This is a genomic window from Sphingobacterium sp. ML3W (genome assembly GCF_029542085.1).
GTDB lineage: Bacteria > Bacteroidota > Bacteroidia > Sphingobacteriales > Sphingobacteriaceae > Sphingobacterium.
The window spans coordinates 4,418,754-4,444,487 of record NZ_CP107036.1; the positions used below are offsets into that span (position 1 = coordinate 4,418,754).

Sequence of the window (25,734 nt, forward strand, 5' to 3'; positions counted from 1 at the left end):
TCTTTCCTGATTAGCCTAATGCCCCTCCCCGACAACGCAAATCTGCCCTACCTTTGAGATATCAAATAAGAAACAAAACATTAAAAAATAAACATCATGGCAACTAAAACAACATTCAGCATCAACAGCAAAACGATCACAAAAGCTTTTCAAGACCTTTTTGATTCATTTAAAAGTTCACGTTTAAAGGTGTCTTCCAAAAATGGACAGGAATACCTCAATATATCATTATTGCTAGCGGTGATCATTGGAGTTATTTTTCCGATAGCTTTTGTGGTCCTTATTATCCTTACTTTGATTTGTAGCCTTCAGTTGGCCATCTTACAAGAAGATAAACAGGAAGAAGAAAAACAAAAAATGATCGAGCTAAAATAAACGCTATCCTTGATATAACTTATCATAAACGGGATGCCCATCGAAGGGCATCCCGTTCTATTTTTATCAATATCTTACTTAACGATCGGAAAACACATTGTTCCAACCTTGGATTAAATTCCCTACCATAGCCCCAATTTTTCACCAAAAACAATGCAATCGATTGATTTAGATTTATTTTTTGATAGAAAATTAATTTCCGTACCTTAAACTGAACAATACTTTTTAGTGTTGTAAATGCTATAAAATAACCCTAAGAGAAAACCATTTATAAATTTTGATCATGAGATATATTATCTTGTTCCTTCTATTTATACAAATAAACTTCAGCCACGCACAGAGCAACAGTATTTACCTGCATACAGACAGGGATTACTATTTTCCTGGCGATACCGTATGGTTTAAAGGTTATGTTTTGGAAGAAGGTATTCTTTCAAAAAATGTGTTTAATCTCTACCTCAAATGGGCAGATGGACAAGGAAAAGAATTCCAACAGGCTGTAGCAATGGTTTCGCAAGGTATTACTGCAAGTCACTTTGTTATTCCACCAACTTATCAGGGAGACGAGTTATTTATCAATGCCTATACAAATGATCCGAATTGTCCGCAAGGCCACCCATATTTTAAGAAAATAGGCATACTGCAACTCGGAAAACCTATTTCAGACCAACGATCTGATTTTCCTAAAAAAGACAAGCACTACAATCTATTTCTTTATCCTGAAGGAGGTTTATTATTAAGCGACATTTCGAATCAGCTTACGATCAAATGTATGGACAGCAATGGAATTCCGGTCTTGGCCAAAGGTAGCCTGACGGATGATCAGGGAAAGTTTTTAGGTGATTTCCAGACTGACGGGGCAGGACTTGCCATGATCTATTTTACCCCGAAAATGACAACGAATTATTTCATCGAATGGACCGCTGTGGATGGAAACAGTCGAAAAAACAGCTTACCAGCGGCGAAATTGGGCAGTAAAGCAAGCCTGATAACAGAGAATGATCAAACCGTCATCCAATTACAGACCAATATCGATTCACAATCTGTATGTATTGAAGCCAGCTTACAACAACGTTTTCTTTTCAAAGAACAAGTCCATCTGACTAAAGGAAAAAAAATTAACATTCCACTTCAGAATAACAGTTTGGAGTATGGACTTTTACAAGTTAAAGTCAACGATACATCAGGTCAATTACTTTCTTCGAGAACAGCCATCATTGGACAGGAACAAATCCTTCTCCATCCACAGGTTACTTTACAACGGGGAGATGGCGAAAAATCTGGGAATAGGCTCCAAATACAGCTTCCATTAAAAGAATCTGCAAAATTATCGATTTCGGTAACGGATATTGATGTTCCGCTAGATAGCAACGAAAGTATATTGACAGATCTATACTTTAAACCATTGGCCTCAGAAAATTTAATCGCACCTCAAGTTTACTGGAACAAAAGCAAGAATAAAGACAGTTATATCCAGAGTGTGAACTGGATGCGAGAAATCTGCTACAGTGATAAGCAAAACTATAGGGATACATTACTTGTATTGAAAGGCCAGATTATAATGCCGAAAGACAGATGGGCTAAGTTTTATGAAAGCTACCGAAGCCTATTAAAGAAGGAGGAAAAATCCAAAGGTAGGGATCGAGGAGCTTCTTTCGGTTATCAGGATTTCGGTTCGTCACGCATGAAATACCAAGAAATTGGTTTTGATTCGCTGGGGAGATTTAGTATTCCCAACTTAATCATTTTTGATTCCGTAGAAACAAAATTTAGCCAAATCTACCGTAGGCTAAAGTTTGAGCCATTTTCCGTCCATTATACTTTTGCCTATCCGCAGCAATTCCGACGTCCGGTTTATATTGCTGACGGTTTACCACAAAGAGATTATAATACGACAAATTTAGCGCAGCTCGAAACCTTTGGCCCTAATTTCACCGTTGATGCAAAGGGCCAACGTACCCTAGCAACTGTTGTCGTCAATAGAAGTCGATTGCAAAGAGCACAAGAGCGCATTCATAAAAGATTTTATATGGCAGATATTCCAACCAATATGAAGCCAGATGCAATAATGTATCCAGCGCTTGACAGCAATGTTATTAAAAGATCGTATGATATCAGCGATTACATAAGGAGACAACTCAAAAGTTATAACCCGAGAAGAAACTACAAAATCTATATCAATGGGATAGAACAGATCTTTACTAACTTTGAATCCAGTATTGGTGATAGTGGACTCTTTGAAGACGCTGCGAACTTTCCCATGGTAAAATATTATGCAAGTTTGCCGCAGGCAAACAACCAGCCAGCCATTCTTCTGTTTCAGTCCTCCGCTGATGAAGTGGACCGTGAAATTGGCAAAGTAGTGGATGAGCAGACTCTTGTGGGATACATGCCAATTACCCAATATACCAATGTGACCTACGAAACTACAGCTAAGAAGTTTAATAGCCCCAAAGATTATCGATCAACATTATATTGGAATGCCTTTGCTACGATCGAAGCCGGAAATACATCAGGACTTTTCACCTTCTTTAATAATAGCCGAGCGAAGGGATTTTGTATAACTATCCAAGGTATCACGGAATCTGGCAAGGTTGTTTATTATAGAGAAGTGTTTAATTAAGGATGTTGAATACCGAGCATATAATGCAAAATGTATAAGCTCGGTACTCAACAAAAAGACTAATATCCAAACACGCTAAATTCACCTAAGTGTGTAAAAGCGTCGCCCTGATTTTTCGGTGCTGTCATTGTAACTCGAACATATCTCGCTTTAACTGTTTTGGGCAAAATATAGTCTTGCCAACCATCATTTAATGGATTGAATTCTATATCTTTTGCAACATTGGTAAAATTATTGCCATCGACTGATACTTCCAGGTTATAACGTACAAAGCCATTACTGCTATTTTTTCTACGAATCATACTTATTTTAGAAACAAACCTTGCTTTGCCGAAATCTATTCTAAACCAATGCGGAAATGGGGCCGGTGTACCCCAATCGGAATGCCAATAGGTATCTGTATTATTATCAATTAATGCAGCAGCTCCTCCACCATCTCCCGCTTGATTGTCCGACACGGTAGCTGTCCAGCTGGCTTTATCAGTAAATTCTTTAGGCGGTAAAATGACACCATCAAAGGAAACAGAAGCGCCTTCTTTTCCCGTCAAAGTGACATGTACATTTGTCGGATTACCTTCAAGAAGTAATTCTCCATCTCGATCGCTCGTAGAAACCTGAGCTATTTTCGAACTTCCATTCCATGTGTATTCTACCTTTACAGTTACTTGCTCTCCTAGCGTGTTTGTCCAAGCAGTAATAGCATTTTTTGGTCCACTATAGTAATATGCAAAAGAAGGAACCAATGTCTTATAAGGCAAAGTTCCTGGTGATATTTCTACAAGTTTTGTTTTTGACCTGTTTAATGTCGCATCGGAAATTGTAATATTAAAATCTATGTTTTTTGTATCATCAAAAAGTTTATCGACGATCAACACATCAGACTTCGAATTCTCGCTTTCCAGCTTTCTGTTCTCTCCATTTACAACATAATTGATCACGTACTTAAATGTTTTATCAGAAGTATTAGGAAAAACAAATTTTACTCCGCCATCGACTTTGTCTGTTGCAATATTGGCCAATTTATAATCTACCTCATAAGGACGCGGCGTTAGTTTGGCGTCTGTTACTTTGGATGCAGTTGCATCGGCTGTAAGGTATTTTAGTGCGAAATCATATTCCTTTAATTCGTCTAAATGAATGATTGTTGGTTTTGTAAAATCAGTCACTTCAACCCGTTTCTCTCCCCCATCGATATAACTAATCTGTGCTTTAGCGACACGGTCACTTAAAGCTGGCCAGTGAATCTCTATATTTTGATTAAAGGTAGAAACTAGGGTCAAATTTGTTGGTTTCGCTGTAGGGCGTGTTTCAGTAACAATCACCTCTTGACCTTCCTGTTTAGGAAAAACTAGTTCTTCTTCCTTACATGCATAGAATGAAAGCAGCAAACCTACAAAGAGAAGACTGTGATTCAGATTCATTTTAAGTATTCTTTTCATTTCAAAGGGTTAATTAGTTAAGGTTTTAGGAATTCTACCTCATAATTGTTTAAGAATGTCTGTCCATCCAAATTCCATTCTTTCTGTGTTTGCAATTCCAACCAGTAAAAAATCTGTGTGTAATAATCTGTCGACTGTATAAAATAAAAGTTCTTGCCGAAATCACATGGTGAAATTTTTGTTGTATTTTTACCTCTATATGGTCCGGTCAGTTGCATCGCGCTTTTTCCAGAAATCTCATTTGCTACGACGCCAGCAGCATTTGGGCTCATTTTCCAAAACCCCTTAAGGCTTGCACCATAGCTGGAAGATTTTAGATCATCTTTATAGCAAACAAAATCCCTAATTTCTTCTTGGGACAAAGCTTTGTTCAAAATATGTACATCTGCAACATCAAAATCTACCAAATCGTAAGAAATGCTGGGTCTATATCCGAAAATTAAGGGATCAGAAGTCTTGATATTCTCAATTTTCATATTCTCTGTTGTTGATTCTTGCGCCAATGTACCATTATTATAAATTTTAATATTTAGCTTATTGGGACTAATGGATTTTAACACCGCTGTCATTGTATACCAATCGCCATTGATTTTTCCAACTTGACAAGTTGCCACTGATGATCCATCACTGACCCGAACTTGTATATCATTTCCAAAAGTATAAAACATCCATCCTGGTGTGCCTGTTGACGTATTTGAATCTTTCCCAAATATTCCAGAATACCAATAATTATATGATCCAAGATCATAAGTGCTAGGTATCTTTGTATTATTCCGATTAAACCTAAACTTCGAGAAAATCGTCAATTCATTTGTTGTCGCTAAATCGTAATCACTTTTATCACTAATATTCTCACTAAGTGCTCTTACCCCTAAAGGATATACACCGGTACCATCGTATCCCCACATCCGTACGGAGCTCATTCTTTCCCCATTCAATTCTGCCGATTTAAAGTTTTTGTTTTCGAATATGGCGAATGTATTTCTCTCTGCAACAGAATTTCCTCCATAGGACTTATCTATACCTCCGTGATTGGAGGTTATTATTATTAACCAATCTTCTAGCAAAAAATTAGGTCGCTTTTCAAGCGCACTTGTTATCTCACCAATATATCCATCTATTTTATTCAAGGCAGAGACATATCCAGCATTTTCGATGTTAAACCCACCATTTTTCCCTGCTTCTAACAAATCTGTAAATTGAACTATCGTTAAATCATTGTTCTTTTTATTTAACAATTCTACGACTTTTGTTTTTACCGCTTCATCAGATTTAGTCTCATACGTCTCATTGGCACTGACTAATAACCTATCGTTTATAGCGACAGATCGAGATATAACAGCAGTTTTTTTATTAGGTGCAATTGTTGACATCCTATATAATATTGAAGGATACCCACCTACTGTTTGGTGCGGATTATTTTCATTTGGCTTGGGAATATAAGAGTCATCAGTAATACCATGATTGGCGAATGACACACCGCTCATCATGGACATCCATGTCGATGCATCACTTGTATTTTCATCCGCCAAAGCATTAAAAGTATATTTGCTTGTCTTTAATAGGTTTGTTAAATTTTTCGGCAAGTTTTTTTTAATTTCCTGCCCCACGGCACCATCAATTGAAATAAAAAGAACTTTTCTTTTCACCGTTCCATCTCCTCCTTGCTCTAAATCCTCATATACAGCGGGAGGATTTTCATATTTAGTACAACCTGCCCAAACGATTAATATCGCCAAAGCGCATATCGCTGCTTTAATTCGATTAAAATATTTTTTCATAGTCTTTTATATATCGTAAAACACCCCTAACTCCGCTAGCGCAACATGATTCTCTCCACTCAGATTCTTCTCCGGAAATGAGAATTTCACATATTGAGCCTCCACAATTTTATCGAAAGCAAACTCTCGCATCACATTTCGTTGTCCGGTTGTTTCCGAAGATTTGGCAAGGTCATATGTCCCCATATCCACCCAGTTCTTATTATCTTGACTGACGCGTACAATGACCTTTGTTGCATAGGTATTATTCTGTCTATTCTGAATAAAAAATCCTTTGAATGCATTAATTGTCTTCATATCTATCATAATTTCTACCGGCAAATTTGTGGCAATACTACATCCGGAATAGCATGTATGCCAATATGTATCAGATTTTCCATCTTGCATCGCATCAATTTTACCCGTACTCTCACCTGTAGCTGTGGAGACGTTCGATGTATACACAAAAGTAGCTCTCGGAAGGCTGTACTTTGTGGACAGAATATCGTCTCCTCCGGTAAAGGTCAATGGGTTATAATCCCAAATTTTGTTCGCCATAGGCGGATACAAATTACGCATCTCCCGTTTTGCAGCGGTACTGACTGGAATACCCCAGGCAAAAAAGAAACGATGGAAGTCCTTGCCCGTAAAATGACATAATTGTCTGAAAAAATAGTCTTTTTTAGCTTGATCTAATGAAGTAAAGAAATTTTCATTTCTTGCTTTACTATAGATGTAAGGGAAGAAATCCCAACCAGACTCGCCATTTTTTCCTTTCACTTTATCAAAGATTTGTAGGAATGGTGTTAAGCGGGCAAATGGGTCATCTGCATCAAGCCCGTAACCCGCAGGAAATGGTTTGAATGTCTTAACGTCGTTATAGGCCGCAAACTTTAATGCACCTGGGATAGATGTTTTTAAAGCCGGATGAAAATCAATCCGGTTAGTCTCACCTCGATTTCGGGCCGCATTAAAAATAAAAAGGTTATTTGTTGTTTCCACTAGGTCAGACCAGCTCCAGGACGATCCTGCTTGGTAATTATGTCCTACCTCATGATAGGTTCCCCATGAAGTTCCTTTTTTTATCGTATTCGGGTTTGTCAATTCATCCAACCAATATTCATCTTCCTGCATGATCCACGGACTTCCGCTATGGGCATAACCGGCAGAAGGGTGAATATCCATCACTCCGCGCTCCCACAAACTTGGATAACGGTTTATTGGGTTAGCAGCAGTAGGAGAAAGACCCATCCAGTTGTAATAATCTTTTTCATACGAATCATCCCAAAGCTGCAAAGCCTCATCCACATGATCCATTTTGCCTGACTGAATCAGCTTTACAACAAGCGAGCGAGGAACTGAAAATGCTGTTCTTTTGCCAATAAGATCCATCCAGGGCACATCGTTGGCCAAAACCTGCTTTTGCCAATCTGAGACCGTCATTTTTCCCAAAACAAAATCATTGGCCTTTGTCGCTCCAGATATTTTTAAGTTAACTGGAGCTAGCCTTGTTTTTTGACTAATAATCCATAATGTACCACCATACAGGTTACCGACATAATTATTTCCAGGAAATAATTCTTTCCGGGTATAGATAATAGCATCACGCCGTGGAGCATCTTTACCCGTAATGTTGTCAGTATGTACTCCAATCTGGGCCGTGAGGCCAACTACACCAGCAGGGACAGTAATTCGAACATTTTCTCCTGCGGGCGCATACAACCCCGTGCTGTATATTGGTGATGGCGTATAGCTTACCTTGTATTGAAAATCACTGATATATTCTCGGTCTATCAATAAGGACAATGTTGTATCCTGAATACGTCTTACATTTTCGCCTACAAGTCCTGGATAGATACGGGCACGATGGTATAAACTTTTATCCGCCTTCCCCATGGTTGTATCTGTTATAATAGGAGACTCTGTTACGTCTCCTTGCTGATAGCCATCCTTAAAATCGAAGCCCTCTTTACCACAGGAAGATACCAAAGTGATCATCCCGGCAATAAATCCAAATACTATATATCTTTTATTCATAATGGTCTATTCTATTGGTTAATTTCTTATTTGTGCATAGTTGGGGCTCCAGCTCTTGCCATCCAGATTCCAGGCACTTTCTACTGAGATCCCTAACCATTGATAAATCATAAATGGAACATCCACTGCATTGGGCACCTGACGGAAAAAAGATTCGCCAATTGGGGGCTGAAAAAATGGCACCAATTCATTGAAACTAGTCCAGGATACGGGTCCTTTTAGATCTATATTTCCAGCCCCTTTACCCGTTTTTTCAGTTAATTTAATCGTATTCACATCATCATAACCTGGCCAATATGCTTGTAGATTACTCCAAAAAGGAAATTTTTCATCAATATGGGTAATACCACCATACTGTTTTACCTCATCAAATGTAAACGCACGATTATATACCTGAATATTACACATTGAAAAATCTAAGTTATCTCCATCACGTTGTGTATACCCTATTGTTAAAGGGCTTGTATTATCAAAATTGCTATTCTTAATCACATTTTGAGAAACCTTTCCTGAAATAGAAGATTTCGTACCGTCGGTATAGGTATACACAGAATCTTGTGTGCCACTTCTTTTGATGACAACTGTTAAAGCATGCCATTTCCCATCGTTGATATAATTACCAAAAGTTTGATCGGCAAATGAACTATTAAATCCCCAACCCCCACTTTCTGAAAAAATATTCCATCCATTCCCCTCAAACCCTTTGGTTCTTTTCGCAAAAAAAGTAGCATAATTATAATTAGTACCAGCAACATTGTGCCGAACAAAGAAAGTAAACGTCCAATCATCACTTGTACTAATATTAAACCTATTGGCGTCTGTAATTGATCCTGTCACTTTACCATTCCCCGAATAACTATAACGTGTTGCTGCGCCCACAAAAGGCACATCTTTGGCACTAGGTCTTGGTAAAATCTTACGTGCAAATTTAGGAGAATACATCAGCGTATAAGTCGCGCGTTTGGCATCACCAAATGCCGTAAAATCTGTTACAGGGTCCTTGGAATCACCGCCTCTACCTGAGGTCACAATGACCAGCCAATTTTCATTGATATAGGACTTACGGGCCTTAATCGTATTGACCAATTGCTGAACCTGCTGATCCATTTTCTTGATTGCATTGACATATGCTGTCGACTTGTCCGAATATTCAGCGCTCGCTCCAGCTTTGTCCACATCCACCAAATGCACTACGTTTAAATCCGCAGAATCAGTTGCCAAACCTTTGTTAGCAGCCGCCAAAACCGTTTCGTCGGTCGTACTCTTTTCCAAATGGGCATCTTTTCCCAAATAAGTAGCATAGGTAGAAGATGAGGTGTACAGACTAGAAACTTGTTTGCCCTGAACAGATTTCAACCGGCTGAATATCGTTGGGTAAGTCGCAACATTCAATGTCGAAAGGTCATCGGTGGTTACTTTATTTTTAGTCGCATTTACACCTGTGAGCAATGATGATACAACGGCTTCATTGGTCATTTGAAAATCAGTTGTTGGATCAGCAAGGCTACCATAGGTAACCATGCCATTTCGGGTCATCTCAATGAGATTGGTTGGTTCGAGGGATTGCACCACAGGCCCCGAAAGCCCGTCTACAATAACCATTAAAACTTTATCCCTATTCTCTGGGCTATCTTTTGCCTCTTGAAAATTCTGAAGCAGATTTGGAAAATCTTTATTACAGGCCGTAAGAAGCAAAACTCCGCCCGCACAGTAGATTATTTTTTTGATGAGTTGAATATACTTGTTCATATCTGGTTCTTTTTGAGGTTATTCTTTAACTTCCAATCGAAAAAAATTGCCTACGGATTTCTTTCCATATTGGTTGATACTTCCTCCTATTAGTAATGCGGGTAAACCCAAGGACGATTTTGTCTCCACCACTTTCCGGATGTTTCCAGAAAAAGGGGCCTGACTATTATACTTCTGTAGCAAAGAACCATCTTTTTCGAGAATCAACATATTCGTCCTACGAACGTTGTTATAACTTTCGATCGTGCCATCAATGATCACCCGGCCGTTGTTCAATACCTGTGCAAAGGTGGGAATACCGTTACCAGCATTCTGAAAAACAAACTGATCATCTATAGTACCATCCGTATTTAAGATCGCAGCTCCATTAACTTTACCATTAGCTCCTAGCCCCTTAAAAACACCCGCAATGGCAATTTTCTTTAACTGTTCATTGTAAGTGATCTTCAAAATTCGATCTATAGTGCCGCCTAGATTAAAAGAAGGATCTAGCGTTCCATCTTTTTTAATACAGGCAATTCCCGGAACCGCTTTACCATTATAGGACGTAAATGCACCTACAATAACCACACGGTCATTATCAATTAAGGCAGCGTCCATAATATTTCCGTTGGCACCCTGGTTTTTAAACGCGAAGGTAGAATCCAAAGATCCATCTGCTTTCATCCTAATCACATTCTTTGCCTCAGTCAATAAATACCGTCTATTGTCCCTCGACGAATAGGTATAGTCAATTTTATAATAATCCTTAAAGTTCCCTACCGCAACAACCATATTGTCAGACACCGCAAAAACTTTTAAAGGTGCATTTCCAAGGATACCACCATTAAATGCTGAAACAGTATCACGTGAGTTTCTCGGATTATCAGTTGTATTAACAACATCCACGATCATCGTATCCAATTTTCCGTCTGTGTTTAGCTTGGCTATATTATTAACACGACGTTTATTAAAAGTACCGAATGGTCCACCAATGACAAATTTACCATCCGTCATTTTCGTCACGGCATTAATACTACCACCGCCTGAAGCCCCTTCTCCAAAAGTCATCGTGGTCGCCGACTTACCATTTGCATCAATAAAGTGAATACCATTCCGAAATACCTTTTTATCTACAGCTTCATTTTCAAAATTGATAAACGATCCGGTCACGATATAACCACCTGCATTTGGCAGAATATCATTTACTGAAAAAAGGAAACCATTCACCATACCATAGTTCTCATCCAAAGAAGCATTACCCTCGATGTCCAGTCGAGGCCCATAAAATACCTGTCCATCGACTTCAATTTTCGCATTCCCAGATGATATTTCTGTAGGGACTTTTATCGTGACCAATGAATCCTTTGCGGTAATGACTTCAACCTTTGTATCATTGACTGAAAAATTAATTTTCCCGAGATAAGGCTTAATTCCTTTCACATAAAAATCCACTAACTCTCCGGGTTTTGCTATTTCAGGGTTGGCATAATTCGTGTAAAACCCGACGCCTAATGACTCCTTTCCGCCAGCATAGGGATCTGTACCTAAAGCAATGTCCTTTGAACAAGCAGAGAAGCCAAGCACACTAACTAGCGTCGCATACCAAATTTTGTCTAATATTATTCTTTTCATAATCTGTCAGTCAAATCAGTTTTTAGGTAAAATACCCTGTACCATTACATCCTCTGCAAATAGCGCACTCCGAAAACCAAGTGCATGTTTTGAAAATTGTAAAACATGCAATACCCCATTCGTCGGCTGAATATCTGAGGTGGCAACAGGAGCTGTAATAAAAGGAATCAGATAATCCTCCAAGCCCGGGATACTGAACGGATAATTGAAATACAATTGTCTGTAGCCAGCATATTTAATAAGTTGATTATCATTTGCCCGGACATCATTATAAAATACACCAATATTCATTTCGGTATTGTCAAATGTTTTATATACTCCCCCCGGATAAGAATCCAATTTCAATGTATCCAACTGCCCGAAATCTTTTGCCACATATTTTCCTTTGAGAATATACCGCGATAGATATTTATGCCAGATTTCAGGTTTTATTTGATCAAAAGAAGTGATGGAATCCTGTCCAGAACGAAAAAGGGACTCGTTAAGTAACCACACCGATTTCATAATGGATGGATCCGGAGGAGCGAAGAAAGTAACTTCCTCATTTTGCAACACCACATCCAATTTTGCTATTTTAAGCGCAACAGTAAGGGTATCAAAAAGATCTGGCCTGCTCTCAAGATATTGCCATATCGTCCCCTTGTATTTTGGGTCGTGAACCCCTGTATCTAGATAATCCTCTTTCTTGCAAGCGCTTAGCGCCAGTACCACGAGCAAAATAAATGTTCCTATTTTTAAAAAAATCTTCATCTTTCGTTCCTTTTAGTTCCAATAATTGTTTAAGCGCATATATGGATTATTTAACAAAGCAGATTTATCGATCGGCCATGTCCAACCGCCACCATTAAAAGCGCCTACCGACATTGGAGCTGGGGTATACTCCGAATTAATAACCTTTTTTGTACGCACCAGATCATAATAGAAGTTTCCTTCGCCGAGCAATTCGCGCACACGTTCCCACCAGATCGCATCTTTAAGATCATCTCCAGATTCCATAATATCAGCTGCCTCAGCACGTTTACGAATCACATTGACCACGGTCCTGGCTTCATCATCCCGATTTAATTCTGCCAATGCCTCGGCACGAAGGAGGATCGGATCTGAATATCGAAAGATCATCTGATTATCATCTGGATTATTGTCTTCGCCTTCTTCCATAAATACATTGGCAAATTTCAGGCATTGAAAATCGCCATTTGTAGCATAGATATCGTCGTCAAACCAATATGTCTTACGCAGATCTTGTTCAGCAGGAGGGTACATTTTCTCCATAAATTTTGGATCGTAATAGATATACGATTTCGTTGTCACCTTATTTGGCGCATGTAAAACGTAATCTGAGTAGGAGGCGGAAAGGTGAAAACTTTCTCCATAATTGAAATTCTGAACAATTTCAAATAAACCTTCCTTGGTACGGCCTTTAAAAATATCCTTTGTACGGGTTAAACTCAATAAAGTATATGCACCACCATTTTCTTCCATCAGTTCTCGTCCCATCGAAGCGACTTTTTCATAATAAGGAGCCTTATCCTCATTAGCAAAACCTGCTATCCACATATTGACATGCATATTGAGCGCCATGGCACTCCCCCGCATAGCCTTTACCGCTACAACCGATGGATCGTCATATGTCCATGGCAAGTCTTTGTAAGAAGCATCCAAATCTGCAGAAACATTTTTTAAAACTGTAACCATATTGGTGCGTGGCAATGGATCTGTATTGACATCAGTATAATAAGGGATATCACCGTACAAGCGCACCATAAAGAAGTAAGCCAAGGATCTTAGGAATATCGCCTCTGCTTTATACGCCTTTTTCTGTTCTGCAGACAGAAAGGGCATATCCTTATTATCGATCTGATAGCAGACGATATTCGCATTTTGTACCATTTTATAGAAGTTATTCCATTGCGTAATGCGAGGAAATCTGAAATAGGAAAAATTATTATCCTGTTTGTCATCACTTCTCGTCAAAATCGTATTTAAATTATTCTGCCTTAACAGTGAGATGTAATCCCTTCCAGCGCCTGAGGTTGCACTTGTTCGATTCGTAGGTGCACAACGCAAGTCGCCTGACGCGGGGAAAAAGATATTGGTCATGGTAGCTTCTCTGAATGTAGAATAGATTCCACCCATATACTGCTCCACATCCCCTTTGCTCGTCCAATAGTTGTTACCTGTCAATTTATCGATCTGCGTAATATTCAAAAAGTCTTTACCACAGGACAGCAAGCTTAAACTTGCGCCTACCAATAATGTATATATAAATGTTCTTTTCATGATTTGATCAAATTAAAATTGTACACTCACACCCAATGAATAGGTTCTCTTGCTCGGATAACCATTTGATCCGTCCCGACCAACTGAGGTTACCAGCTCAGGATCAGGTCCAGCATAACGACTAAAAGTATAAATGTTATTTGCCGTGAAATTAATTCTGGCCGAGGTCAAACCGTAGCGCTGAATCCATTTTCTATCAAAGTTATATCCCAGTGTTGCGGAATTGATTTTGAAATAAGATCCATCTTCTAAAAACATCGTTGAGTTATACCGATAGGGATTGTAAAGAGTCAAACGCGTAAAGTCTGACACATTGGGATAATCCGCATTGTCCCCGAGTTGGCGCCATACATTGTAAGCATCTAATGGCACGTAAGCCCCTGGGACATAGTCCGGTTTTCCTTCTATAACTCCTGTTGGGGTGTCATAATTCCGGAAACGATCGGTCAACGCGGTATTTAAGATGTCCCGATCCAAGGTATAAGAAAACTGTGTTCGTAAGGACCAGTTTTTATAGCGTGTAAATACGGAAAGACCTCCGGTCACTGCAGGTTGCGAATTTCCCACAAACACCAAATCATTTTCATCCAGGATATAATCGCCATTGATATCTGTGAAAATGGGATCACCGGCGCGGAAAAACTTCCCTGCTGAAAATTCTCCACCAGCACGGTACCGCTGCCCAGTCAATGGATTAACCGGCACCTCATCATCCGTTTTGTACACCCCTTTATAGTCATACAATACAAAAGTTAGCGGGTTTCTTCCCAATCTGAAAAACTGTGGTAAATTGTAACCTGATGTATTATCTGGCTGAATCAATTGTCTTACGCCATCCGGCAAGGCCGTTGTGTAATCGCGGTTTAAGGCAAAAGTCGCAGTACCACTTACATCCCAATCGCTATTTCTTAATCTCGGTCTAAAATTAATGGAAACTTCATGTCCCATATTTACCATAGCGGCTTCATTGGTCAGTACATTTTCGAAGGCATTGTGATTTGCAATTGCCTTTGAACGCAAGATCTTATCAGATTGTTTATAGTAAGTTTCGTAAGTCACATATAATGCACTGTTGAAAAACCCTAATTCCATGCCCAGTGACCATTGTGTTGTGGTCTGAGGTACGAGTTCGGTATTCGGCGCATTCTTTAAATCCAAAGAAGTTGTTGGTCTATTATTGTACCGTCCAGCATCAACTTTATACCAGCCATACAAATCAGATAAAGTTCCTGTAGGTTGGATAGTGCGTCCGACGGAACCACGAAAGAATCCGGTATCCCACCACGAAAATTTATCCATGAACTTCTCTTTCTTAAAATTCCAGCGAAAACCAACAGAAGGATTAGACGTCCATGGTGAAGCACCACCAGTGACTGAAGTACCATCGACACGATACGTCAAGTCTACAATATACTTGGAATCATAATTATAGGATGCATTACCTGCATAGGCGATCGAACGATAATTTGTGAGGTTATTCAGCAAACCACCTAACGTTTGCCGTGTATTATAACTTATGCCCGCCTGAAATTGATCATTTGCTGTTCCCCTAATTTTATTTAATGTCGAAGAAGACTGTGAAATCTCCATTTCCGTAAAACCATACAGGTTGATCACATGCTTCTCATTGATCGCTTTGACCCAAGAAAGCAAATTTCGATTATAAACCTTGCTCTTATTATCGTAGTACCCATATATTTCAGAACTATTACCAAGCAACAGTTCCGGCGTATATCGATCCTTGGTGGAGGTTGTATAATTATAATTAAAAGTAGAAGTTGCCCGTAACCCGTTAATCGGCTCATACTGTAGTTCAACTTGGGCTACATAATTTCCTGTCTTATTCTGATCATCGACATTAAGTGCAGATAAGGCACCCATACTACCTGAAAATAGTGATGGTGCGGGATAAAGGGAGGTAGTATTAACCGATTTCCCGACCCCGGTCTGCATCGCCGCATTACCACTTCCCATTTGATTCTGAGCTAAATTCGCATTCACATTCGCCATCATCCGGAAACGGTCATTCGGTTCATATTGCATATTGGATTGCACCGTATATCTTTTAAAACCCGTATTTGCAATAATCCCGTTCTCATCATAGTAATTCATATTCACTTTATAATTGAATACGCGCTCTCCTCCAGAGATATTGACGTTATGTGTCTGATTATAGGTATTTCGATAAAAATAAGATTGCCAATCTGTGGAGTTGTTATAATACGGGTTTAAACTATCTGCTAACATGGGCGAATCGTTGATCCGTCTGATCGCCGCCGCTAAAGTTGTATCATTCATCAAGATCTGTTCAACACGAACCATCCGTTCGTCTCTTCCGCCAATTACTTTACGTAACTGTGGTACAGCACTCATAAAAAACTGCCCCTGGTATTGTACCAATGGAATTTTTGAATTACCCCGTTTGGTTCTTACCAGAATAACACCATAGGCTCCACGTGATCCATATAAAGCTGTCGCCTGGGCATCTTTTAATACCGTAATGTCTTCAATATCCTCTGGTGGAATCATGGAGATAGGCGAAACGCCCGGTCCTGCTGTTTCAAAACCATATTCGTACCCCGAATTGTCATCAATAGGCACGCCATCAATAACAAACAAAGGTGAAGTCGGTGTCAAAAAGGTATTATCACCACTTCCAGACACATTAAAATTAGAAATACCACGTACAGCAATCGTTCCACGCATCCCTGGACTACCCGTATTATTCTGAATATTCATACCAGCCACTTTACCTTGTAAAAGGTCCACAAAGTTACCTGAAGGGATATCCTGAATTTCCTTGCCGGATATTGTCACGACTGACCCTGTTAAAGTCTCTCTTTTTCGCTGTTGGTAACCAACCACTACCGTCTCCTCCAATTCTTGTGCTTTGCTTTCCATCGAAATACTGTACTCTGTTTTTCCTGCTGTAACGGACTGTTTCACTGTTCCGTAACCTTGATAAGAAAACACCATTACCCCGTTGGTAGGCACAGATACAACAAAACGACCGTCGTCACCTGTTTTACCAAGATCCCGCTTTGGATTTTCCAACTTGATGGAAACTCCCGCCAACGGTCTATTGTTGGCCCCTTTTACCGTCCCCTTCACCATACCAGTCTGCGCCAGTACGCTATTGGTCAACACATTGGCAAAAAGGAATATTAGTATACATAATTGTTTCATAATTGTTAAGCTAAATTAATCGGCACTTGATCAGTCAAATTTTGGTAACTCATAAGGAAAACGAAATTGAATTTCCCAATTTCCCTCCTCAAAAATGGAAAACTCCAATCCAAAGTAATTGTCCTCCAAGAAACCAAAATCACCTTTGCGTCGAAATTTGAATTCAATGTAAGCGTTCTCCCCAGTTATATTTGTGTAAGGTGTTCCAATTGCTGACAAGGGAATTGGGTAGGCCACATCATACACAACTTTGTTGTTCTCAAAGCGATGATTAAAGCCATGTACCAATCCTTCCCATTTCGTTGCCGAGAATTTCTTGGGATCTATGGGATTGTTCAATGAATCCAAGAAACTGATAGTAAGGGTCTTGGTCCCTGCTACATTATTCTCCAATTTGTTGAAATAAACTCTGATATCTGAATTGAACATTGCCCGATCCGTTCTGTCTCCCCTCATATTGCTTGACATCTTTGTTATAAACGTATATGGTATTGGCGATAGACCGGTTATTGGATCAATTATACTGGGCTCATAGGGCCGTTCACGTAGTGGCTTCAGTTTAAAATTCCGTAAATAGCGTCTTCCACCTGTATTGGTTAATTCGACATCAAAAACATACCCAGAATCCGGTTGAGCCTTGACAAATCCGGAATTTCCCGATTCTCCCCAAAAATTGATATTCCCCGATTTCTGCAAGATTTCAAGGATCGGACGGTATTCAATTTTTCGTTTCGCTTCGATTTCCGCTATTGATTTCTCAAAACCCGTATAAGCCTCTTTCCAAATCTTGACAGGAAATTTATCATCAAATAGCGTTGTTGGTTGCCCGTCAATATCCCGAGCGTTCACAATTTTAAAGGTTAAAGGCTGTGAAGTATTTTGTCCGATATTGACGATATTGTCATAAAAGGTATTTCTCCCTAAAACGGGTTGAAATTCTGTCGTATTATAAACCACATCCTCTCCCAAAGAATCCTGATCCGTGGGGATATATTTTTTACAAGATGTTAAAGCGAACAATGCAAATCCGAATAGAACAACTTGTTTGATCGTGTTATATGATTTTGTGTTCATGTTATCTATTTAAGAATTTAGCCAGTTTAGAAAAGCCAAAATTGTGGCTGGGCGACAGAATATGTAACCGTCCATTTGTTGTCCGAATATTGACGACGGAAGTGTTACTTTCCTGCCAATAGCGCTGAAAAATTGAGTTATTCATATCACTCAATACAATTTGCTGTTGCCCCCCTTCAATAATTCCTGAAGCAGAGCTCACCTTATATTTCATGGTCATCCGGTAATCATCAACACTCCGTATTTCTTTTCCCTCCACAAAATCTTTCAGGCTCTCCGTATCGTGAATACCATTGAAAGCATAATGGTAAGTCAACGTATCAATCAACGGTTGTGGAATATCTTCCAGGAATAAATGTGGTCTGTTTCCTGCTGCACGAATGGCATTCATTGCGTCAATGGCATTGGTGAAACTATTGTTGGTCATCGCAAAGAAAGTAATCGTGTCTTTCGGATTTTTCAACCTCGCCCGCAGGTCTGGTACGCGTTCCAATACCAATAGCAAGGAATCATAAACTGATCCCTGTTCTTCCAGAAACTCTAGCATCGTACCATTGTACTCGGTGTATTTTATCTGATAATCTTCATAGTATGTATTCCCTTTTTTGCACGATGCAAGTCCCATTAATAGTAACAAGACGGAAATACCAACATAGCATATTCTTTTCATCATGGTTATTTGTTAGCTTATTTCCAGTAAGAGTTTTGTTCCAGTTTCGAATTACGTTCCAATACATCGGAAGAGATTGGCCAATAAATACCTCCATTTTCAATTAGTGCGTTTAATCGCGGATTGTTCCTTTTAATCTTCGCCAAACGGATCTGATCATACCATCGCCAGCCCTCGCCCATCAACTCGCGTCGTCTTTCCAAAAAGATTTCTTCCAGAAGATCCTTGGGCGAGTTATTGATATAAGGTTTTAAGCCGCGCTGCGCCTTAATCATATTTAGGTATTTAATGGATTCATCTTTCTGTCCTAGCACAGCCTTTGCCTCGGCTTGGAGCAAAAAGATGTCTTCCAGTCGGGTAAATACAAGGTTGGATCCGAATATGGAGAAATCCGAATCTCCAGAACCATTACGAATCACTTTGATCTTACTGAAAATTGGAATATCACCATTATAATTTGTGAAATAGTTGGTCCGTACCAGTCCGGATACAGAATCTATTCCGAAACGGGTATCATTAACATCATCAAAAATTTTGTTAATGGTATCACGGTTCACGTAAATGTCGGGTTTAGCTTTGGTCACAATCGGATACCCTAAAGTCAATGATTCGATATGTCCCGTATTTGTTGCTTCACCTAATTCATATGAGGCTCGAACAGCAAGAATCTGTGCCTGTGTACTTGGTCCGAATAGGCCGGTTGTGGGATTGATCAAATTCGGCACACTTATAAGTGATAAATTTGTTTTTGAGTAATTATCAACGACAAATTTGGAATATACATCTGCATTGATATATTTACCTTGCCATGCGGCAATATGTGCCAGCAGAGAATAAGCAGTGATTTTATTGACTAATACACCTACCCAAGTCCCATAACTTTCACCATAGTAACTTTGTGTACCTAAAGCATATACATAAGGTAAATCTTGTGCAGCATTTAGTAACTCTGATTCTGCAAATGCTAATACCGTAGCCTCTGAAGCCTTAGCCACCTCAACAAAACTGCCATTGTCATAAGAATCCTTCAGTAAAGGAACCTCACCCCAGATACGCACCATGTAAAAGTACATCAATGCTCGAATCGTACGTGCTTGAGCGATATCATATTTCAAATCGCGTTCGGTATAGCGGCTATCTTTTGATAATACTTCCGGTGCGCGTTCGATAAATAGTGAGGCGGCATTAATTACCGCATAAAAGCGACGCCAATCTGTCAATCCTTTAATTAGGGGATAGGCTGCTTTCAACTTATTTTCTTGTACAACCCGAAGATCAGCACGAGAGTAGGAATTGAAATCCCCATAACGCATCTCGCCATAGACCCAATGCCCATAATTATCTACCATTGCCGCTCTCATCAAACCATACATCCCCATAAGATGCGCCCGGGTATCAGAAATTGAAGCCCATTCCTTACCTTCTGAACCAACGTTAACGGCAACAATATCAAGTTTTTTATTACAGGATGTGCTCAACACACAGATACCCATCGCAAGTAATAGGTATTTCCCCCATTGATTATATTTCTTTATCTTAAACATCATTCAATAATTTGCGTTATAAATCCAATTTGATTCCCATAGTCACAATTGGGGACATTGGCAGACCGTATCCTGTATAATACCCATTGAAATCAATTAATTCGGGATCAGTTCCTGAAAATTTGCTTATCGTCACTAGATTTGTACCGGACAAATAGACATACGCGCGACGTATTGTTTTCATTTTATCCTTGATTGAATTCAGTTGAGCTAAATCATAACCTACACTCAGCGCACGCAATTTTAGAAAAGAAGCATTTTCCAAAAAGAGATCCTGATCCACGCGATAAGCGACTATTGGACTCCATGGATTATAAGTTGGATATTTCGTAATATCTACATCCTGCTGCCAATGAAAAACTTCTCGAATGCCATCCAAAGAGTTTGTGTTTTCCGTATTTATAAAATCGTATTTCGTAGATGCGCGTTGATTAAGTGCTTTCTTGCCAATCGCAAAGTACCACTGCATATTCAGATCAAAGCCTTTAAATTTGAATTGGTTGTTGAATCCGCCAACTAGTTTAGGCATCGCATTTCCCTTGAGTACACGATCTTTATCATCAATTTTAAAATCACCATTCTGATCTTTCCAAATCGGGTCTCCTGCGGCGAAATCAACACCATCAAATTGCATTTTTTGGCCATTTCTCACTGGAATTTCTGTTTCTGCGTTATAAATTCCTTCATTTTCGTAGAGCCAGAATTTATCCACTGCTTCCCCAACACGCAATAAACGATTGTTAATTTTTAGCTCCTGTTTGCCATTTGGCAAAGCTGTAAGCTTATTTTGATTCCAATTTAGATTTAAGGCCGTATTCCATTGTAATCCTTCAGGATTAGATAGTACGTTAACATTTAAATCTAGATCGATACCTCTATTTTGTACTGTCATACCATTGACAATTTGCCCAGAATAACCATACTCAGCAGGTATAGGCATATTTGCCAGTTGATTGACATCCTTCTTTTGGTAAGCTGCAATTGCAAAATTCAGACGCTTGTCAAGCATGGAACCATCTAGAATTATTTCGGCGTGATCTGTATAAGGCCATTTTATATCATAACCAACCCAGCCTTCAGAATAAGGACGTGATGCAACGGCAAAACCATTGTATGATACAAGAGACTTCTCAGAACCCCAGTTTAAATCAGCTGTATAATTGGGACCTACGGCATATTTACTTGTAAAAATAGGTTTTCCGATCCGGGCCCATGATGCTTTGATATTGAGGTTATCCATCATTGCATGTTCCTCAGGATTGATCAAATGATATTTTGCTGAAAATGCTGGAGTCATCAACCAACGCGAATCAGGTTGCATCGTCGAAGAACCATCATAACGGAGCACTGCATTGACATCCAATTTGTCTTTCCAGCTGTACATACCCGACAAAAAGAAGGAATGAAGTCTAAAATCCTCCCGATTTGTCCATCGGTTGACATACAAACCGCCAATCGGTTTCAGATAATCGCCAGAGTTTGGATCGCCGTTAACGACATTGACTTTAATAAAGTCATTCGGGCCGTCATACGCACGGGCATAATGATACCTGTAAAGATCTTGGGTATAGTTTGATCCCAAGATAAAATTAAACTTATGTTGTTGCTGCAGTGTAAAATTGTAGTCTAAGCTATTATTAAAAGTTAGTCGCTCATTAAATCCAAAATATCCTGACATGTAGTTGTTTGTCTCCATCAAAGACCCCGGAAAAAATGCCTGTCTGGACCCCTCAGAATAATCAATACCTAGATTTGTGTTAAACTTAAGGTTCGGCAATAAGTAAAGATCGAGATTAACCAACAGGTTAAGCATATTGACGGAGTTATTGTCCAACGCTCTCTTATAAATATCTAAATATTGACCATACATCTCCTTATTCGGCGAGATTGGAATGGACAAATCCGGAACATAGGCTGCTTCTCCAAAACGATCTCTTAAACTTCTATTCCGATCACGAAGGCTTCTGCTAGCGTTAACAGTTGTCCCAAAATTAAACCACTTAAATGGTGCCATATTTACATTGAACAATGCATTATACCGTTCTATATTGGTTTTATCTGCAGAGCTCGCATTTTTCATATAGCCGCCCATAAATGCAAAATTCGCTCGGTCACCACCGCCTCGAATACCCAAATTCCCACCGTAAATAGGTGTTACTTTGTAGTATTCTTCATTCCAATTTGCTGGACCATAATAATTTACATTGGTTGAATCACTGAGATAGCCGGGATAATTCAAACGGTCGCCTGCTGTGCCATATTTATTGTAAAAAGTAGAGCGGAATAAGTTTTCATATTGTGCGTTTACAGGTGTCACAGTAGGTTTTGTAGCTAAACCAACATAAGCATCAAAACTAATTTCTCTTCTCCCCTCCTTTCCTGGCTTGGTCAAAATCCAAATTGCGCCATTTGCTGCAAGTGGTCCCAACTTAGCCAGCACGATCGGATCCTTGATTACCTCAATTGACTCAACAACAGATAGGTCAATTCCGGCAAAATTATCCGTTGCCGGACCTATCCGATTAAATTGATATTGCTGAATTGAGTAGGTAAAATTGTTATCCCGGGCAATTGGTACACCATTGACATAAACTGTCGGTTGGACATTGACCGCATCTTTGGTTTCAAAAAGGGGACTTCCGAGACCTCTAAGCACCATATTTTTAGGAGCTCCAGGTTCGCCAGTTGCTTCTTGAACGTAGAGTCCAGCAATCTGTCCTTTTAGCATTTGGGCAATGCTCACCAAAGGCAGCGTTTCAATATTGCTCGTATTGAGGCTATCCCTCACACCTTGTTTTTTGAGCAATGTCTTAAGTCTTCCCCGTAAAAGCTGTTGATCAACCTCGCTTATCTCGGAGGTGTCTTTTTGAGCTCTCCAGTCGAGCCAAGTATGTGCTTGGGTTTTCTGGAAAATCGGAAAAAGAAATAAAAAACAAAATAGTCTTCTCATTCGATTTTTGTCTTAGGCTTAAATTTAAAAATTGGCACACAACGGCTTATAGCGTTCGTGTCGGCAAATAAAAAGTTCGCTGCTTTTGGGCGGCAATAATTGATAGTACATGACAATACTATGAATTATTAGCATAGGTAGATGATGCCGACATAAACGAAATCGATTGCGTAATTCACACAAACGATTGCATTGGTATTGAATTCATAAAAGTTCGTCACAACGCAAGTTTAAAGAAATGTTTTTTCTTTAAAAATAATCAAATAACATGCAAGGAAACATAAATAACATACAATAGTAAATAAAACATGGATTATGTTGTACATATATTTTTTATTTCTATTATAGAATATTAGAAATATGATTTTTTAAAAAAAGATTAAATCAAAACTGAAATTTTAACAAAACAACGTTCCTTGATTTAACTGGATCATCAGCTGTTATCGTATGATTTTATGCTTTGCAGAGAAGATTCAAAGGCTGGTATCGAATACCAATCACGTGACTTCAATCATTAATAAAATAGCATAAAAAAAAAACCGGTGCTAAACAAACACCGGTCTTTTTTAACACCAAAATTGTTGTGTCTATACAGGAGAGCTGTCTACCGACACTGAGCTATCCTGACTTATATAGATCACAACTCTTTGAAATAAACATTTATTCTATTGTCGGATTAAATTCTCCACCCCAGTCTTTATTTTGTTTTATATTGGGATTCTTATCTATCACAGATTGAGCAATCGGGAAAAAATAATAGGTATCTGGCACCAGATTGATTTTATTTCCGGTACTAGGCACCTGCAATACATTGTACTTAAACTGATTTTCTTTCAGTTGATAATTTTTGGCCAAGTCTGCAGCCGCCTTTAGATCCATATCGGTTCCGTTTGCATTGATCGCAATAGCTTCTACTCCCTGCTTGGTTTTATTGTTAAGGACAGCAAGCTTACGCAGGCGACGTAAATCCCAAAAACGGTGCCCTTCGAAGCAGAACTCAATATTTCTTTCCGCCAATAAAGCTTCCCGCATATCTGCTTTATTATCGGCAGCGATACCATAGCTATTATCTCCCCCCGGTTCAATACCTGCACGCATCCGGATCTGTCTTAAGAGGGTCATTGCCGTAGTCAGGTCCCCTGTTTCATTTGCTGTTTCAGCATAATTCAATAGTACCTCCGCATAGCGCATGAGCACAAAATCCACATCATATTGGGTCTCCACCTGTGTTTGTCTTAAAGAGAGTTTTGAATTCTTCAAAATAAAAAAGCCTGTATACCGGTCTCTATTCGAGGAGGTTGTTCCAGCTTTTGGGTTTTCTCCAAAATTGTCTAATGCATCCGCGATGCCCAGCGAGGTATATTGTCTTTTCCCTGTTTTAGCCGAAACCTCATAGACCTTCCCGTTCCAAACAATGGATTTGTCAAAACGAGGATCGCGGTTCTCCCAATAGCTTTGTAGAAACTGTTCATCCGTTTTATGGTATTTACCCGTTGGATCTGTATATAATTTACCATCTTTCATCGGAAATTCTTTCACAAAATCCCAGGTTGGGACAGCACTGGCAGTTCCCCGGCTTTCGGAGCCCGGCCGTACCCCATTATCCCAGTTAGCAACCTTGTTGGGATAGGAGTTTATGACAGCAAAGACCACCTCAGGACCTTTCTCTACTAATGTAATATTGGCGTAATCAGCAGTCAGACTATACCCCTGTGCCTTTAGCTGCTCATAGGCTTTTTTATTCACCGCATTTGCTTCTGCCCAGTAGGCATTCCCATAAGGATTGGAAGGATTAAACTGTGGCGATGCTTTATACAATAATACTTTAGCTTTAAAAGCCAGAGCGAAATTACCATCAATACGTCCATAATCTGCTGTCCCCTTCCCAATAGTCATCGGCAAATAAGTCAGCGCCTCATCCAGGTCTTTTACCATGAAATCAAAACATTCTTTGGTACTGTTTCGCGGCACTTTCAATTCATCACTCTCCAGATCCTGCGGTTTTGTGATATAGGGTACTCCACCATGATGCTTGACCATATTAAAATACATATAAGCACGCATAAAAAGTGCCTGACCTAAGATAGATTTCTTAGTTGCATCATTTAATCCTGTACTTCCGGACACTTTCTGAATAGCGGTATTGATCTTACGCATGGTTGTATAGTCCCAAGCCTTATAGGCCGTATTATTGACTGTAACCGCATTCAAAGGAAAGTTAATCCCTGCAAGCTGTTGCGAATTATTGTCTGCGCCACTGCTCCAGTTTCCAAATAAGGTATATAAATTAGCCAGATAAGCATTGACAAGATTGGGATCATTCCACACCTTGTCTTCATTTACCGAGTTGAGATCCTCAATATCCAATACATTCTTGCAAGAAGCCGTTGTCAGCAACAAGGCAACTAGCGGATAAAATATCTTTTTCATCAT

Annotated in this window: 15 protein-coding genes; 2 read left to right on the top strand and 13 right to left on the bottom strand. The window is 39.4% G+C overall.

Annotation, left to right across the window (positions count from 1 at the left end; translation table 11 throughout):
- Nucleotides 1-96 precede the first annotated feature (96 nt).
- Nucleotides 97-375: a DUF4342 domain-containing protein gene (locus OGI71_RS18715; protein WP_223584273.1), complete on the top strand. Its 279-nt coding sequence runs from the start codon at nucleotides 97-99 to the stop codon at nucleotides 373-375.
- Nucleotides 376-658: 283 nt separating this feature from the next.
- Nucleotides 659-2,998 (top strand): hypothetical protein, encoded by a 2,340-nt coding sequence (locus OGI71_RS18720; protein WP_282250999.1) that lies wholly within the window; start codon nucleotides 659-661, stop codon nucleotides 2,996-2,998.
- Between the two features lie 59 nt (nucleotides 2,999-3,057).
- Here OGI71_RS18720 and OGI71_RS18725 read toward each other — a convergent pair whose 3' ends face one another.
- The 13 genes from OGI71_RS18725 to OGI71_RS18785 form a co-directional block, all read right to left on the bottom strand.
- Nucleotides 3,058-4,437, bottom strand: a complete 1,380-nt coding sequence (locus tag OGI71_RS18725; protein WP_282251001.1) for a discoidin domain-containing protein — start codon at nucleotides 4,435-4,437, stop codon at nucleotides 3,058-3,060.
- A 17-nt stretch (nucleotides 4,438-4,454) separates the two neighbouring features.
- Nucleotides 4,455-6,218, bottom strand: coding sequence for an alkaline phosphatase family protein (locus OGI71_RS18730; RefSeq protein WP_282251003.1), 1,764 nt, complete (start codon nucleotides 6,216-6,218; stop codon nucleotides 4,455-4,457).
- Between the two features lie 6 nt (nucleotides 6,219-6,224).
- Nucleotides 6,225-8,234, bottom strand: coding sequence for a M60 family metallopeptidase (locus OGI71_RS18735; protein ID WP_282251004.1), 2,010 nt, complete (start codon nucleotides 8,232-8,234; stop codon nucleotides 6,225-6,227).
- Nucleotides 8,235-8,252: 18 nt separating this feature from the next.
- Entirely contained in the window at nucleotides 8,253-9,983 is a 1,731-nt protein-coding gene (locus OGI71_RS18740; RefSeq protein WP_282251005.1) for a LamG-like jellyroll fold domain-containing protein, read from the bottom strand.
- An 18-nt stretch (nucleotides 9,984-10,001) separates the two neighbouring features.
- Nucleotides 10,002-11,597, bottom strand: coding sequence for a DUF5008 domain-containing protein (locus OGI71_RS18745; RefSeq protein WP_282251006.1), 1,596 nt, complete (start codon nucleotides 11,595-11,597; stop codon nucleotides 10,002-10,004).
- Between the two features lie 15 nt (nucleotides 11,598-11,612).
- Complete coding sequence (locus OGI71_RS18750; protein ID WP_282251007.1) at nucleotides 11,613-12,347, bottom strand: hypothetical protein; 735 nt, start codon at nucleotides 12,345-12,347, stop codon at nucleotides 11,613-11,615.
- A gap of 12 nt (nucleotides 12,348-12,359) precedes the next feature.
- A complete protein-coding gene (locus OGI71_RS18755) occupies nucleotides 12,360-13,877 on the bottom strand; it encodes a RagB/SusD family nutrient uptake outer membrane protein (protein ID WP_282251008.1) in 1,518 nt (505 codons plus the stop codon).
- A gap of 12 nt (nucleotides 13,878-13,889) precedes the next feature.
- Nucleotides 13,890-17,063 (bottom strand): SusC/RagA family TonB-linked outer membrane protein, encoded by a 3,174-nt coding sequence (locus tag OGI71_RS18760; RefSeq protein WP_282251009.1) that lies wholly within the window; start codon nucleotides 17,061-17,063, stop codon nucleotides 13,890-13,892.
- A gap of 30 nt (nucleotides 17,064-17,093) precedes the next feature.
- Nucleotides 17,094-18,137: a DUF5007 domain-containing protein gene (locus tag OGI71_RS18765; RefSeq protein WP_282251010.1), complete on the bottom strand. Its 1,044-nt coding sequence runs from the start codon at nucleotides 18,135-18,137 to the stop codon at nucleotides 17,094-17,096.
- A 1-nt stretch (nucleotide 18,138) separates the two neighbouring features.
- Nucleotides 18,139-18,810: a hypothetical protein gene (locus OGI71_RS18770; RefSeq protein ID WP_282251011.1), complete on the bottom strand. Its 672-nt coding sequence runs from the start codon at nucleotides 18,808-18,810 to the stop codon at nucleotides 18,139-18,141.
- A gap of 14 nt (nucleotides 18,811-18,824) precedes the next feature.
- Nucleotides 18,825-20,354: a RagB/SusD family nutrient uptake outer membrane protein gene (locus tag OGI71_RS18775; protein ID WP_282251012.1), complete on the bottom strand. Its 1,530-nt coding sequence runs from the start codon at nucleotides 20,352-20,354 to the stop codon at nucleotides 18,825-18,827.
- A gap of 13 nt (nucleotides 20,355-20,367) precedes the next feature.
- Nucleotides 20,368-23,301 (bottom strand): SusC/RagA family TonB-linked outer membrane protein, encoded by a 2,934-nt coding sequence (locus OGI71_RS18780; RefSeq protein WP_282251014.1) that lies wholly within the window; start codon nucleotides 23,299-23,301, stop codon nucleotides 20,368-20,370.
- A 660-nt stretch (nucleotides 23,302-23,961) separates the two neighbouring features.
- Nucleotides 23,962-25,734, bottom strand: a complete 1,773-nt coding sequence (locus OGI71_RS18785) for a RagB/SusD family nutrient uptake outer membrane protein (protein WP_282251016.1) — start codon at nucleotides 25,732-25,734, stop codon at nucleotides 23,962-23,964.